Origin of the sequence: Hymenobacter sp. BRD67, assembly GCF_013256425.1 — a bacterium.
In the GTDB taxonomy this organism is placed as follows: domain Bacteria; phylum Bacteroidota; class Bacteroidia; order Cytophagales; family Hymenobacteraceae; genus Hymenobacter.
Genome location: NZ_CP053904.1, coordinates 3,818,812 through 3,832,515 on the forward strand (window position 1 = coordinate 3,818,812; position 13,704 = coordinate 3,832,515).

General features: G+C 59.4%; 14 protein-coding genes and 1 pseudogene. All 15 read right to left on the reverse strand.

Annotated elements, in window-relative coordinates; genetic code table 11:
* Positions 1–34: 34 nt before the first annotated feature.
* On the reverse strand, positions 35–529 hold the full coding sequence (locus tag GKZ67_RS17795) for a DUF4385 domain-containing protein (protein WP_173245023.1): 495 nt from the start codon (positions 527–529) through the stop codon (positions 35–37).
* A gap of 687 nt (positions 530–1,216) precedes the next feature.
* Positions 1,217–2,152 (reverse strand): hypothetical protein, encoded by a 936-nt coding sequence (locus GKZ67_RS17800; RefSeq protein ID WP_173245026.1) that lies wholly within the window; start codon positions 2,150–2,152, stop codon positions 1,217–1,219.
* Positions 2,146–2,865: an Ig-like domain-containing domain gene (locus GKZ67_RS17805; RefSeq protein ID WP_173245028.1), complete on the reverse strand. Its 720-nt coding sequence runs from the start codon at positions 2,863–2,865 to the stop codon at positions 2,146–2,148. The genes GKZ67_RS17800 and GKZ67_RS17805 overlap by 7 nt, the downstream gene beginning before the upstream one ends.
* A gap of 105 nt (positions 2,866–2,970) precedes the next feature.
* Complete coding sequence (locus GKZ67_RS17810; RefSeq protein ID WP_173245032.1) at positions 2,971–3,216, reverse strand: hypothetical protein; 246 nt, start codon at positions 3,214–3,216, stop codon at positions 2,971–2,973.
* Complete coding sequence (locus GKZ67_RS17815) at positions 3,189–3,905, reverse strand: class I SAM-dependent methyltransferase (protein ID WP_173245034.1); 717 nt, start codon at positions 3,903–3,905, stop codon at positions 3,189–3,191. The genes GKZ67_RS17810 and GKZ67_RS17815 overlap by 28 nt, the downstream gene beginning before the upstream one ends.
* A 54-nt stretch (positions 3,906–3,959) precedes the next feature.
* Entirely contained in the window at positions 3,960–4,676 is a 717-nt protein-coding gene (locus tag GKZ67_RS25330; RefSeq protein ID WP_410505088.1) for a hypothetical protein, read from the reverse strand.
* A gap of 21 nt (positions 4,677–4,697) precedes the next feature.
* A pseudogene (locus GKZ67_RS25335) lies at positions 4,698–5,827 on the reverse strand (FAD-dependent oxidoreductase); the annotation flags it as partial.
* Between the two features lie 192 nt (positions 5,828–6,019).
* A complete protein-coding gene (locus tag GKZ67_RS17825; RefSeq protein ID WP_254244919.1) occupies positions 6,020–6,736 on the reverse strand; it encodes a GNAT family N-acetyltransferase in 717 nt (238 codons plus the stop codon).
* A gap of 21 nt (positions 6,737–6,757) precedes the next feature.
* The gene (gene ybeY, locus GKZ67_RS17830) at positions 6,758–7,156 is read right to left on the reverse strand and encodes an rRNA maturation RNase YbeY (protein WP_254244920.1); all 399 of its coding nucleotides are present in this window, start codon (positions 7,154–7,156) and stop codon (positions 6,758–6,760) included.
* Between the two features lie 64 nt (positions 7,157–7,220).
* Complete coding sequence (locus GKZ67_RS17835; protein WP_173245037.1) at positions 7,221–7,658, reverse strand: ATP-binding protein; 438 nt, start codon at positions 7,656–7,658, stop codon at positions 7,221–7,223.
* 183 nt (positions 7,659–7,841) lie between these two features.
* Positions 7,842–8,150, reverse strand: coding sequence for a hypothetical protein (locus GKZ67_RS17840; protein WP_173245040.1), 309 nt, complete (start codon positions 8,148–8,150; stop codon positions 7,842–7,844).
* Positions 8,147–11,332 carry a DUF4175 family protein gene (locus GKZ67_RS17845; protein WP_173245043.1) on the reverse strand — a complete coding sequence of 1,062 codons (3,186 nt, stop codon included), beginning with the start codon at positions 11,330–11,332 and terminating at the stop codon, positions 8,147–8,149. Before GKZ67_RS17845 ends, GKZ67_RS17840 begins: the two co-directional genes overlap by 4 nt.
* 116 nt (positions 11,333–11,448) lie before the next feature.
* A complete protein-coding gene (locus GKZ67_RS17850) occupies positions 11,449–11,859 on the reverse strand; it encodes a hypothetical protein (RefSeq protein ID WP_173245046.1) in 411 nt (136 codons plus the stop codon).
* A 65-nt stretch (positions 11,860–11,924) separates the two neighbouring features.
* Complete coding sequence (locus GKZ67_RS17855; protein WP_173245049.1) at positions 11,925–13,250, reverse strand: M56 family metallopeptidase; 1,326 nt, start codon at positions 13,248–13,250, stop codon at positions 11,925–11,927.
* A 2-nt stretch (positions 13,251–13,252) separates the two neighbouring features.
* Positions 13,253–13,618 carry a BlaI/MecI/CopY family transcriptional regulator gene (locus GKZ67_RS17860; RefSeq protein ID WP_173245052.1) on the reverse strand — a complete coding sequence of 122 codons (366 nt, stop codon included), beginning with the start codon at positions 13,616–13,618 and terminating at the stop codon, positions 13,253–13,255.
* Positions 13,619–13,704 lie beyond the last annotated feature (86 nt).

The window sequence follows — 13,704 nt, forward strand, 5'->3', positions numbered from 1 at the left end:
GAAGTTGGTGCAAAGGTAGCCCGTTGGGCAGTCACTACTTCCCGTACCGGGCCTCGAAGGTGGCTTTCTGGCGCTGATACTCGGGCCGGGCTTTAGCCTCGTCCCACTTCTGCTTAAAAATAGCGGCGGCTTCTACTTTATCCGCATCGGGCACAGCAGTGCGGGGTAGCTCGGAGCGGCCGTGGGCCCCACTCTGGCCTTTTTTATCGGCCGGCACGGGGCCCGCGTACTTTTTACCGCCGGCATGATTGGCATAGCGCCGGGCGCGGGTAAAGCCCATCTGCAAAAATTTGCGGGCCATGTCAGCCCCCACAAAGTCGTCATTCTTCAAATAAGCCTCGAAGAGCGCCCAAATGGCCGCCGATGACTCCCGGGCCGCGGCGGCATCTTTAAAGCGCCAGTGCGGCAGGATTTCGCCCTTGTAGGGCTGCACCAGCAGCACGCCCTGCTCCCCCTTGCCCACCCGGTACAGCTCTGGGTGCGCCCGGAAGTCGGTGCGCGTAAAATCCAGGTCGTAGTCGAATGGCATGCGTTCGTTTTGCGGGTTCAGCTTTTTTCAACGGCTGCCGGCCGGGCCGGGTTGGCGTGGCTTCCCGAACGAAAGTTTTGGCCGGCCGAAGTTTTCCACAAGTTTAAAAGATGAATTAATTTCTTTTTAAAAAATCCTTTTTGTTTTCATCCATCAGGGCAGTGGATAAGTGGATAAGCCCGGTGAGTTGTCCACAGCGTGGATAACTGGTGGGTAACTCCTGACTTATACAGCGGGTATCCACAGGCTGTGTGTATATCATTTCACTGTTTATGAGATATTTACCCTAGTTATTCACTATTCACACGGGTTATCCACGAATTCACAATCCACAGGGTAGGGCCAGTGTGAATAGTGTTTGTGAGCCGGCCGAGTTATCAACGCTTATCCACAGCGCGGCTTAGCTGCCAGCCGGGCCGGATTACCAAAAAAACTTGTGCTCATTTTATCCACCAGTGCCGGGGAGCTTTCCCCATACTTTTCCACAGAAAAGCGCCCGGCTACCCCGCCGCGTGGATAACCCGGTGGATAACTCGTGTATAAACGGTAAAAGCCGGCCTCAGTAACTGCAAAGGCAGCTTAGTTATCCACCAATACCAACTAAAAACGGGCTCAACCCACGGGTTGAGCCCGTTTAGGCACAGCCAGCGCCGGTTGGCAGCTCAGCAGCCAAAAGCGAGTGACTGCTTAAAAGCTCAGCTTTTCTTCGGCTTCCCAGCCGGCGCGTACTTCCAGCACTTTGGGGTAGAGAAACACCGGCTCGGCCGGCAGCAGCAGCTTGGGGTCGCCGCCCCGCCAGTGGCCGTCCCCATCCTGGTCGATGAGCACGCGCAGGCGGTACTTGCCGGGAGCCAGGTGGTCGAAGCGGTACGCGCCGCGCGGGGTGTGCAGCTGCGCCACCAGCAAAAACTTCTCATCGAGCAGCTGCAAGTCAAACGACTTCACGCTGGTTTGGATGGGACCGGTAATTACCCCGCTGGGGTCCTGGTCTACTACCGGCAGGCGCACAGCCCGCTTCAAGCCCAGCGACTGCCCATTGATGGCTAGAATAGCGGTAGAATCCAGGCGGATTTCTATGTATTTCAGCGCTTTGGTATCAATATTTACTACCAGCTCGGTTCGGTTCGGGCTGAGCGCGGCCTCGGCGGGCATGCGCAAAGGGTGGCTTTTGACCGAGTCTTCGGTGAGCGTGCCGGGGGCTTTACCGGCCACCAGCTGCACCGGCACCGGAAAGCGGAATCTCAGCTGGCCCTGCCGGTACACCGTGCGCGGGTTGCCGGCCAGCGTAGTGCCAGCCACGGCCTGCTTTTTGCCGGTCGCCGTCGGCACCGGGAAGCGAATATTCAGGGTATCGCGGTGCTCGTTGCCCACGCTGTCGGCAGTAGCCAGCAGGTAGCGCCCATCGCTAATAGCAGGAGTTTTATATATAACCAGGGTATGCCCGAAATCGGCCAGCTGGGTAGCGGCCTGCACGGCGGCGTCTGCCGCCGCATCTGCCGGGACCAGCGGTGCCAGGGTAGCCGTGCGCAGGCCCTCGTTGAACTGTACGCGCACCTGCGTGGGAGCCGATTCGATACCCGTGCGCCGGGCCGGCAGGCGGTCGGGCCGCACCAGCTTCAGCACGCGGGCGCGGTGGTATCGTTTACCAGGAGCGGCGCGGGCAGGTAAGCGATTTTCTCGCCGTCGTCGAAGCGGTTATTATTGTTTTTATCCGTCCAGGCATATATCCGGTAGGGCGCTACGCGAATAAAACGGAGCTGGAACTGCCCTTTATCGTCGGTGCGGGTAAGGTAGTAGGGCTGGCCGCGGCGCACGGTTATGGTATCGCTGGTGCGGTAAAGGCCCACTACTACGTCGTTGGCCGGGCGGCCCGTAAGCAGGTCCGATACACTGCCGCGCACCGCGCCCGAGTCGAGAGTGGCGCCGGTGCTGAAGCTCAGGGCCTGGTATTTGGCGGGCTGGCTTTCTGTCGCATCCGAGATGGCCTTGCGGAAGTTAAACGAATACGTGGTATTGGCTTCCAGCGGTTTTTTGAACAGCAGCGATACGGCGTCTCGGTCGGTACGCACCGAGTACGAGTTGTCGGGCCGCAGTTGGGGCGTAATAAGCAGGTTCTTAGTCAGGTCTTTTACCTGAATCGGCTCCGAAAATGTGAGGCGGATAAACTGTTGCTTCACGTTGCGGGCCGCGCTGTCGGGCGAGGTGGCAATGAGCCGCGGCGGCGTTTTGTCGCGCGGGCCGCCCTGCGGCGAGCTGATGGCCGCGCAGCTGCCCAGGCCCAGCAGCAGGGTCAGCGCCAGTAGCGCTTCGGCCCCCGGCTCCGCCGGCCGGCCCATGCTTTTGATTTACTAATCAACAACCAATAAAAAGCAGCTCGAAAACTCATCGGCAATATAGCGGCGGAAAAACTCGGTAAAAATAGGCCGCTTCCGGTGAGCCGGCTAGCTGGCGGCGGGCAGAGTCCGCTCGGCTACGTAGAGCAAGCTTGAATATTGCCCGCCGTGCTGGGCCGCGTACTGGTTAGACCGATACCCCGCTTTGAGCACGGCCAGCGGCCCCCCGCCCCGCTCGGCCGGCAGGTTTCGCTCGCTTAGCATACTTACATAATACGCATCCAGGGAAAGCGGCACGGTCTGGCTGATGCGCAGCCCGTGTCGGCTCAGCAGCGCCTGCATAGTAGCCGGCACGAAATGGTAGAGGTGGCGCGGCACATCGTAAGCAGCCCAGTCCTGGCGATAGTGCTGTGCATCCAGGCTTTCGGGATTGGGCACGGCCACCAGCAGCCGGCCCCCGGCTTCAGGGCCGCCAACAGCTGGCGAAGGGTTTCGTTGAGCAGATGCACGTGCTCCAGCACGTGCCACAGCGTTATCACATCGAAGCTGGCGGCGGGTAAGGCAGCGAGCGCTGAAGCATCCAGAACAGGCTGGCCCACGCGGGAAGCAGCATCCTGCCGCGCCCGCGGGTTGGGCTCGATACCCGTTACCTGCCAGCCGGCGCTTTTGGACCGGGCCAGAAAATGCCCCGTACCGCAGCCGTAGTCGAGCAACCGGCCTACCTGCCCGCCATTGAGCTTCGTGATAAGCGCCACCTTACGGCGAACCGTGAAAAAGCGAGCTGCCTTATATACATGGTTTACTATGCCCTGCGCTTTGCTGTTGTGCGAAACGTAGGCATCTGACTCATAGTAGCGCCCAATGTGCGCGGCCGTGGGGCGGGGGTTGGTAAACTGCAGGCCGCAGCCGCCGCATTGCTGAATGGTAAACGTTTCCTGGCTCACCGATTTGTCCTGGACCTGAAGCCGGGCCTGCAAATCGGGGCTGGAGCATACCGGGCACTTACCTAATAACTCGCTGGTATTGAGAGATTCTAACGGCACAATAACGAAAAAAGAAGCGCGGCAAAGTTCGCAGAATTTGGACTATTGCGAAGCCTACCGGCCCAGATAGACCATCAACACCGACACATCGGCCGGGCTCACGCCGCTGATGCGCGAAGCCTGCCCCAGCGTTTCGGGCTGAATCTTAAGTAGTTTCTCGCGGGCCTCGTGGCTGAGCGCGGGCATCGCCCCGTAGTTGAGCCGGCCCTGAATCACAAAGTTTTCCAGCTCGCGCATGCGCTGGGCCTGCTGCTGCTCCTTCTGCAAATACGTCTCATACTTGGTCTGGATGATGGCCTGCTCCTGCGCTTCGATGCTGAAGGCCGCCAGCTTTTCGGCCAGCGCGGGCAAAGCGGCTGCCAAAGCCGGCAACTCAATAGCAGGCCGGCGCACTATATTGAGAGCCCGGGTCTTTTCGTGAATCTCAGCCGAGTGGTGCTCGGCTAAAAACCCGTTGATGGCCGCCGGCTCAACGCCGAAGCCTTGCAGCACGTCCAGCACGGCGAGGGTGTCAGCTTCCTTCTGGCGCACGCGCGCCAGGCGCTCGTCGCTGGCCAGGCCCAGGGCGTGGCCCAGCGGCGTCAGGCGCAGGTCGGCATTATCCTGGCGCAAAAGGATGCGGTGCTCGGCGCGGCTAGTAAACATGCGGTAAGGCTCATCGGTGCCTTTGTTGATAAGGTCGTCGATGAGCACCCCAATGTAGGCCTCGTCGCGCCGCAGCGTAAAGGCCGGCTTGTCGTGGGCGCGCTGGTGGGCGTTGATGCCCGCCATCAGGCCCTGGCAGGCCGCCTCCTCGTAGCCGGTGGTGCCATTGATTTGGCCGGCCAGCCAGAGGTTGCGCACGGGCTTGGTTTCGAGGGTGCTGGTGAGCTGCGTAGGCGGAAAGAAGTCATACTCAATTGCGTAGCCCGGCCGGAACATCTTCGCCTTTTCAAAGCCCGCAATTTCGCGCAGGGCGCGGTACTGCACATCTTCGGGCAGCGAGCTGCTGAAGCCGTTCACGTAGCATTCGACGGTGCTCCAGCCTTCGGGCTCCACAAAAATCTGGTGACGGTCCTTGTCGGCAAAGCGGTTGATTTTGTCTTCCACGCTAGGGCAGTAGCGCGGCCCAGGCCCTTGATGCGCCCCTGAAACATAGGCGACTTCTCAAACCCTTCGCGCAGGATTTCATGCACCCGCTCGTTGGTGTACGTGATGTAGCACGGACGCTGGCCCGTGAGCGGCGGCGTGTCGAGGTACGAAAAACGGCTCGGGTTGGCGTCGCCGTCCTGTACTTCCATCTTCGAGTAGTCGAGCGAACGGCCATCGACGCGGGGCGGCGTGCCGGTTTTCATGCGCCCGGCCTCAAAGCCCAGCTCCATAAGCTGCTCGGTGATACCCCGGCTGTTTTTCTCAGCGGCCCGGCCACCCCCGAAGTTCTTTTCTCCGATATGAATCAGGCCATTAAGAAAAGTGCCGTTGGTCAGCACCACGGTTTTGCTCCGAAACTCGATGCCCAGCGCGGTGCGAATGCCCACGCAGGCGTCGTTCTCAATGAGCAGTCCGGTCACGGCTTCCTGCCAGAAATCGACGTTCGGAATCTGTTCCAGCGTCAGGCGCCACTCCTCGGCAAAGCGCATGCGGTCGCTTTGGGCGCGCGGGCTCCACATGGCGGGGCCTTTCGAGCGGTTCAGCATCCGAAACTGAATCATGGTGCGGTCGGTAATGATACCCGACTGGCCGCCCAGGGCGTCTATCTCGCGCACTATCTGGCCCTTGGCCACGCCGCCCATGGCAGGGTTGCACGACATCTGGGCGATGGTGTTCATGTTCATCGTCACCAGCAGCACCTGCGAGCCGAGGTTGGCGGCGGCGGCGGCGGCTTCGCAGCCCGCGTGGCCCGCGCCCACCACGATGAGGTCGTATTCAGTATCGGAGAACATAGGAGCTAGCGTTAAAAATTGCCTGACGGAACAATTGCTCTTCAGGACAACAAAAACAGGCTACAAAGTTCGTTATAAAATGGCTAGCTGCCAGTTGCTGTAAAACGGAGCGGCACTTTTTCGCGTGAGCGACGCATTCAATGCCAAAGAAAGTGACACTCTGATTTACGTAGAAATATTATTATATATTTACTATTTATCTTTCCTGTCCTGGTCGCGCTCCTGGCGCTCTGCCAGCAACGCAGCGGCCTGCCGGTTCACTTCCTCCCAGCTGAAGGGCCGCCACTGGTGCGTGCGGGCCGTAAAAACCTCCGTAGCGGCCAGGCAGGCAAATAGCTTATAGTCGAACTTCGGGTAGCCGTGCACCAGGTAGCCGGGGTAATAATAGGCCAGCTGGTGGCGGCGGGCGTGCTCCAGCTTGAGCAGCATCAGGTATTTGCCCAAGCTGTGCCTATGGTAGGCCGGGTCATAAAAATTAACAATGCCCGCGATGCTATCGGTGCCGCTGTCAAAAACGCCGGCGGCAATCAGCTGCTCACCGTCCCGCACTTCTATAATGTTCGTATCGAATACGTTGTGCGCACCACCGTCGAGTAGCAGGTCGGCCAGCGAAGGATTGGCTTCAAAGTCAATCGACTGGTGATAGCGGGCGTAAAGCGCCTCGTATTCGGGCGTGAGCCGAAAGGGCCGGACGCTCACCCCAAACCGCTCATTGAGCCGAAACAGGCGGCGCTGCTTGGGGCCGTATTCGGCCCTGGCCACCACCAGGCGCAGCCAGTGCGTGGTATACAGGCCGGTTTCAAGAGGTAAAAACTCGCAGGTAAACAGGTTTTGCCCCATGCGGTAGTAGCCCTGGCCCAGGTAATAGTCGAGGAAATCGCCGGGCAGGCGGGAAAGCGCGACACTCATGCCAGCACAACCAGTTCGGCCCTAAAAGGTGCGCAGCGAGAGGCAGTAATCCTCCTTGCGGCGCATGGCAGTCTGGCTTAGCAGGTCTTTGTCGTGGTAGCCCAGCAGGTGCAGCACGCCGTGAATCATGACGCGGTGCAGCTCGTCGCGGAAGCTGATATTCAGGTCCTTGGCATTGTCGGCCACGCGCTCCACGCTGATGAAGATATCGCCCTCCAGCACTTCCGCGTCGTCGGCATTATCGAAGGTGATAATGTCGGTGAGCGTGTCGTGGTTAAGGTATTCCATGTTCAGCTTGTGCAGGTACTCATCAGAGCAGAAGATGAACGTGAGCTGGGCAATACGATACTCATGTACTGCCGCGATGCGTTCAATCCAGGCCACGAGGTCCTCGGCATCGCGCAGGCCAAACTCGGGCACATCTTCGACGACAAACTCAATGCCGGGGCCTCAAAGTAGCGCACGCCGGCGACGGGGGCTAGGCTCATGCCGCGGCTTGCTCAGAAGTACCGTTGGTGCCGGGGTGCAGGGCGAAAGTCAGCTCAAGGCGGCGGCCTTCTTTGCTGAACTCCACTTCATCGGCCAGGTGGCGGATGAGGAAGATGCCGCGACCACCCGGGTTTTCAAGATTATCGGGAGCCGTCGGGTCGTCGAGGTTGTTGTAGTCAAACCCGGCGCCTTCGTCTTCAATCTCAAACTTGAGCTGGTCGGGGTTCACATACAGCGACAGGTACACGTTCTTGTCTTTATCAAACTTATTGCCGTGTCGGATAGCGTTATTCACAGCTTCCGTAACGGCCACCATGATATTGCCATAGATATCGTCCTCAATCTGGAACGTGTCTTTAGAGTTATCAATGAAGCTCTCCACGACGCGGATATTTTCCACGAGCGATGGAATCTGAATTTTAACCTGCTTCATAAGGGGTTTCGAAAGTATAAAGAGAGCGACGCGGCAAAAAAGAAGGGCAAAAGTAGAAAACGATAGCCAAAAAACAGGCGAGGCTATAGCATGGTGGTTTTCGGCCACTTGGCACAACCCAATCCGAAGTTTGAAGACAGTAACCGGCCTCTACGTAACGAGGGCGGGTGGGTTGCAAAAAAGTTACTTGCTCTTTTGGAAATACTCGCTTACTTTCTGCTGATAATAAGGCGTTAGCGTGGGTTGCTGTCGACGTAATAATTCTGTTTGCTGGCTGGGGGCGGCCGCTTTATATTTTTCAAAGGCCGGCGGAAAAACCGGTGGATGATTTTGGGCCGCCTGGGCCTCGCGCTTGGTATCCTGGTCGCGCTCGCGGGCCGACTTTTCGGCTTCGAGCAGGCGCGTCAGTATCTGGCGCTGGCGCTGAATGGTTTCTTCGGTAAGGCGCTTATTGACGAGGTCGGTTTCGGTCTGCTCCATCATCTTTTTCATCTCGGCAGCGTTGCCGGCGCCGCCCTGGCCGTTTTTGTCGGGGCCGTTGGGGCCGTTCTTACCATCCTTGCCTCCTTCTTTGCCGCCGGGCTTGTCGCCCCCGGCATATTGCCGAGCTGCTGCATCGCCTGCCGCAGCAATTGCTGCTGGCCGGCCAGCCGGGCCAGCTCCTGCGAGAGGGCGCGGCCGGTTTTGCCGCTCTGCTGCAGCTGCTGTATCTGCTCGTTGAGCTGCTGCTGCATTTTGCCGAGGCTGCCGGGGCCGGGCGAGCCGCCTTTGCCTTTCTTCTTGCCTTTGCCGTTGCCGCTCTGGGGCTGGCCTTTGCCCTGCATCTGCTGCATGTCCTGCTGCATCTGCTTCAGGGCATCGGAGAGCATGAGCGCCAGGTTGTTGATGCTGGTCATGGCCTGCTGCTGGGTGGCAGTGGCGCGGGCCACGTCGCGCTGCTTGATATGGGTAAACGCCTCGTCCATGCGGCCGTTCATCTCGCCCACCTCACGGGTCACGAAGCTCTGAATGCGGGTTTCCCGCTTGGCCAGGGCATATAGGGAATCCTGAATAATCTGGGCGTCGTCGCGCAGCTTATGCTGCGTTTGGCCGAGCTGCACAAAGCGCGGGTCGGTCTGGTCTACGGCCCGGAAATCCTTCATCAATTTTTCCTGGTCGAAGCTGAGCGTAACGAGGTTATCCAGAATATCGCGCAGGTCGTCGATGTTCTGCTGCTTTTTCTGCTGCTCGTCGTCGCTCATCTGGTCCTTCATCTTCTTGGCCATTTTTTGCATGCGCTGGGCGGCCGACTTCTGGCTCTGGCTGGCTTTCTGATTCTGGTTTTTACCCAGCTGCTGCTCGCCGTCCTGCATGTCCTGGTCGGTTTGCTGCTGCTCGGGCTTCTGCTCGTCCAGCTCATTCTGGTCGCCCATCTCCTTGTCCTGCTGCTTGAGGTCGGCGAGGTCTTTCTTAAGCTCCTCAAATTCCTGGCGCTTTTGGGCCTGCTCCTGCTTAAGCTTTTCGTTCTTCGTTTTCTGTTGTTGGCTATCGAGCTTGTTTTCGGGGTTGTTCTTGTCATTCTGAGCGGTCTGCTCGGCCAGCTTTTCCTGTTCTTTGGCCAGCTGTTCGAGGCGGTCGGCCGTTTGCTCGGCTTTTTGCTCAAACTGCATCTGCTTAAACATCTCGAGGGCACGGTCCAGCTCTTTTTGCAAAGTATTTTCCTTATTTTCAAGCTGCTGCAACAGCTTTTGCATCTCGGCATCGGGCTGCTTCTGCTGGTCGAGCAGCTTCTGCAGCTTGTCGTAAAGCTTTTTGGTTTCGGGGTCGAGCAGGTCGTTCATGAGCTTTTTCCGCTCCTCCGCCTTCTTAGCCAGCTCCTCGCTTTTGGGGTCGAGCTGGTCCTGCTGCTTTTGCAGCTGCTCAAACTGCTTTTGCATCTGCTGCACCTGCTGGTCGAGCTGCTGCTTCTGGTCGAGCATATCTTCGAGCTGCTTGCGGTCCTGAAAGCTCATATCCCGCTTGGTTTTGAGCTTGTCCTGGCTTTGGGCCAGCTCGCGCTCCAGCTGCTTGCTTTGCTTGGCCGCCGAGCTCAGCTGGCTGGCCACCGAGTTGGCCTGCGAAGCCAGCTGCTTGTCCTGCTCGCGCCGGCTGGGCAGGCGAAACTCCAGGGGCCGCGAGCGCGTGCTTTTCGGCCCGTTAATGCCATCGTTATCAGTGGCTTCTACAAAGTATTCGAGCCGGTCACCGGGCTGCATGGCCAGCGGGGCCAGGTTCCAGGTGTACGAGTACGTGCCGCCCGCCGCGCTGGGTAGCGCCAAAGGCTTCTGGCTGGTAGCCTGCGGCACTTGGCTCTTACCCCGGTACACGCTGTAGTGCAGGCGCAACGCGGTCAGGCCGTAGTCGTCGGTGGACGTGCCGCCCAGGGCCAGGTAGCGCAGCGAAGTTGTATCCGAAAAGGCCTCCACTGTGAGGCTGGGCGGCGCGTCTGGCACCACCGTCAGCTGGTAGCTGATGGGGTTGGCATTGGCACTGGCCGCGTTGCGCAGCTGCACCAGGTAGGGCTGCGAGCGCCGGGCCCGGCGCTCGGCCACAAAGCTGTCGGCCTGCCGGGCAGCCGGCAGCAGCTCGGTCGGATTGTCGAAGCGCAGGGTCAGCGCCTCGGTGGCAGCCGTGCTGAACTCCCAGCGCAGCTCGCTGCCCTCGGGCACGGTCAGGTTGCCGCCGTTGCGAATGGTTTCGGCGGCGCGGCCGGTGTAGGCGGGATACGTTACATGCACCGTAAAATCGCGTAAGTCAGGCCGTTCCAGCACCACCAGGTGGTACTCATCCGACACAAACCCGGCGCCGCTGAGCTGAAACGTTACGTCCTGGCTCGGCTGCTCGAAGGTGTAGCGAAACTCATCGGCGTGGCCGGGCACGTTAGCTAGAGGCCGCTCGCTGCCATCAGCAGCCAACAGGGTGAGCGTGGCGGGCAGCGCCCGGCCCGCCACGGCGACGTTGAGGGTGAAGCTTTCGCCTTTAAAAACCTTCAACTCCTTGTTTTTCAAGACAAAATCGAACGGCGCGGGCCGCGAGTACTGGCGCTTGTAGTGCCAGATACGGCTGGCTGGCTGCGTAATAAAGCTTGGGAAAAAGGCCAGGGCCAGCAGCAGCACGGCCAGCGGCGGCAGCACATACTTCCACAGCGGTCGGCTTTGCTGCTGAATATCAATGCCCTGCGCAAACGACACGCCCTGCAGCTGCGCGGCGCGCTGTTCGAGGCTGGCGAGCAGCAGTTCGTTGCTCCGCGCCTGGCCTTGCAGCTGGAGCGCGTTCAGCAGGCGGTCCTGCACCTGCGGAAACATCTTTCCCACCTGTCGGGCAGCCTGCTCGTCGTCGAGCAGGCGGCGCAGGTTGGCCAGTGCGGCCAGCGGCTGCCACAGCCAGCGTCCCACTGCGTACACGGCCAGCGCCAGAAAGCTGAACAGCAGCCCCGCCCGCACCACCGTAGGCAGGTACAGAAAGTACTCCAGAGTGTTGAACACCACAAACAGGCTCAGCAGCAAAGCCGCTGCTACCAGGCTGCCGCGCACCAGCAGGCTCAGGTAAAACTTGCGCTTATAGGCTTCCAACTCGGCCCGCACCTGGGCGAGAGCCGGAAAGTCGTTTGGGGAAACCCCGGCTGCCGCAGCCGGCCGGTCCGCTACCATTGTCATAGAAAATAGCATCGTTCTTGGGCGAGTTCAGCCAAGTTACGCCTGGCCGGGTAACGAGCCGGGCATGCTACTTGGTTCGCCGGCCCAAACCAGGTGAGCAAGAAGACCCTTCTGCCCTACTGCGACTGCAACCAGTCGGTGGCAGCTCCTTCCTCACCAAAAAAAGCTACTGCAAAAGGCCGGCCCACGTACGATTCGACCGGTGCGAAGCCCGGCTGGGCCACAATAAGTGCGTGTAGGTCCGGGCTCACCAGGTAGGCCACGCAGAGGCGGCCACCCAGGCGGCGCGCCATATCAGGGAAATACTCCGTTAGAAGCCACTGCGTAATCAGCGGGTCGTTGAGCGACCGCCGCCGGATATCCTGTAGCCAGTACCTGGAGCTTTGCGCCAGCGCTGCCGCCGTCAGGCGCTCGTACTCGGCGGGGAGCGCGGCTGGTTCGGGCTGGTAGCCCCAGCGACCAATAAGAATTTTTAAGTCCTCCCGATAAGCGAGGTGCAGCAATTCGGTGGGCGACGAGTAATCCATATAAAAAAGGGCTGCTACGAAGGTAGCAGCCCGGCAAGCGTTTAAGTCGGTTTGCGCTGCTGGCGCTACTGCTTCACAGGTTGGCCTTTGCCATCAAATAGCAGCTGCATTCGTTGGCTGTTCTCTATGAAAATAGCTTTGTAACGGTCGGCTTGCCCATTAACAATTGAAACGGTTTCCAACCTGGCATTGGGATAGTTTTTGATGACGTAAGCGGTTACTGCCGCAACGCCGGCGTTTTGGGCAACCGTAGCGGGCGTCAGTGGCACGCGCTTGTTGAAAGCTGCCACGTCGGGTGAGTTGACATTGGCCTTCGTTATGACTGATACTATGCCATCCGAAGAAGAATTGCTTAAACCCAACGCTTTACGCTGTGCTGCATCCTTTATTACATCCATGCTTTGAATGTCGTCAGGATTTATTTTATTAAATTCTGCTTGAGTTGTTAGCTTACCATCAAGGTAATACGTCACATTTTTAGTCATCGGCTTCTGGGCCGGCACCGGGGTAGGCGCTACCTGGGCCCGCGCCCCGGTGTAGCCGAGCGCCAGCGCCATTATGAGGGGCGCGGCCAGCAGGTAGCGGCCCAGCTGGCGGGTAGTAGAAGCAGGTTGATTCAGCATGGTAATGCGGTTTTTGAGGGTGAGAAAGGAAAAGTGAAAAGCAAGCGCCGGGGCCGGTACGCCGCCCGCCTGCTGGCGCAGCAGGCAGTACTGGTAGGCGCGCCGGTCGAGGCCGGTTTGCAGGGCGGCACGGTCGGCCAGGTATTCGAGGTTGTCGAGCACAGCGCGGCGCATCAGCCAGGCGGCCGGGTTGGGCCAGGCCAGGGCAGTAAAAAGCTGCGTCAGCAGTACGTCGGCTGTATGCCACTGGCGCACATGGGCTTGCTCGTGGTGCAGAGCTGCGGGCAAGCCGGCCGCATCGGCCAGCGCTGCCTCGCTCAGGTAAATGGTGCTGCCGAAAGAAAACGGGCCCGCCGCGCCAGCCAGTATCCGTACGGGCTGGCCCACTACCCTACCTGGCCGGCTGCGTGTGGCTACCAGCGCCAGGCTCAGCAGCTGCCCCAGCAGCCGCAGCAAAAGCAGGCCTGCCCCAGCTAAATATGCATAAAATACTATGTTAAGCCAGCCAATGCCAGCGCTTCCTGGCAGGCTGCTTGCCACCACTGTAGCGTCAGGGCTAATGGGCCAGGCCAGCGGCTGCGCGGCTTCGGCCGGCAGCAGCGCGGGCATCGGCAAAGCCGGGTAAGCAGCTGCAAACAGGAGCGCCAGCAGCAGATAGGCGCGGTTCAGCCCAAAAAAGGTGAGCCGGCGCAGCAGCCCGTAATAGGCTACCGCAAACAGCGCCAGCACCACGTTGGCTTTCAGCAGGTAAAGCATCAGATTAGCCATCACTACTCGGGCTTTTGCTGTTCGATGAGGCGGATAATCTCGTGCAAATCGGCGGCGCTGACTTTCTCTTCCTTAGCAAAAAAGGAAACCAGCTCCTTGTATGAGTCGCGGAAGTGCTCGCGTACCAGCGCGCCCAGCGAGCGGCGCTGGTAGTCATCAGCACTTACCAGCGCTGAGTAGCGAAAAGAATTCCCGAGCTTTTCGGCGCTTACATATAGCTTGCGCTCCAGGTTGCGTAGCGTAGAAGCCAGGGTGGTGTAGGGGGGGCGTGGTGCGGGCAGCTGCTCCAGCACTTCTTTTACAAAGGCCGGGCCGGTGTGCCAGAGCGCCCGCATTGCGTCTTCTTCGGGTTGGGTAAGGCGTTCCATAAGCTTTATTACGAATTTTTCGTAATACTACGAATTATTCGTAAAAGGCAACTGTTTTTCCGGGCTATTTTTAGCAGCTGCGCATA

Bases quoted from the DNA above. Each gene is read 5' to 3' on its own strand.
- GKZ67_RS17795 (WP_173245023.1), bottom strand. From the start codon at position 529: ATGCCATTCGACTACGACCTGGATTTTACGCGCACCGACTTCCGGGCG.
- GKZ67_RS17805 (WP_173245028.1), bottom strand. From the start codon at position 2,865: ATGGGCCGGCCGGCGGAGCCGGGGGCCGAAGCGCTACTGGCGCTGACC.
- GKZ67_RS25330 (WP_410505088.1), bottom strand. From the start codon at position 4,676: ATGGCGGGCATCAACGCCCACCAGCGCGCCCACGACAAGCCGGCCTTT.
- GKZ67_RS17825 (WP_254244919.1), bottom strand. From the start codon at position 6,736: ATGAGTGTCGCGCTTTCCCGCCTGCCCGGCGATTTCCTCGACTATTAC.
- GKZ67_RS17835 (WP_173245037.1), bottom strand. From the start codon at position 7,658: ATGAAGCAGGTTAAAATTCAGATTCCATCGCTCGTGGAAAATATCCGC.
- GKZ67_RS17840 (WP_173245040.1), bottom strand. From the start codon at position 8,150: ATGAAAAAGATGATGGAGCAGACCGAAACCGACCTCGTCAATAAGCGC.
- GKZ67_RS17845 (WP_173245043.1), bottom strand. From the start codon at position 11,332: ATGACAATGGTAGCGGACCGGCCGGCTGCGGCAGCCGGGGTTTCCCCA.
- GKZ67_RS17850 (WP_173245046.1), bottom strand. From the start codon at position 11,859: ATGGATTACTCGTCGCCCACCGAATTGCTGCACCTCGCTTATCGGGAG.
- GKZ67_RS17855 (WP_173245049.1), bottom strand. From the start codon at position 13,250: ATGGCTAATCTGATGCTTTACCTGCTGAAAGCCAACGTGGTGCTGGCG.
- GKZ67_RS17860 (WP_173245052.1), bottom strand. From the start codon at position 13,618: ATGGAACGCCTTACCCAACCCGAAGAAGACGCAATGCGGGCGCTCTGG.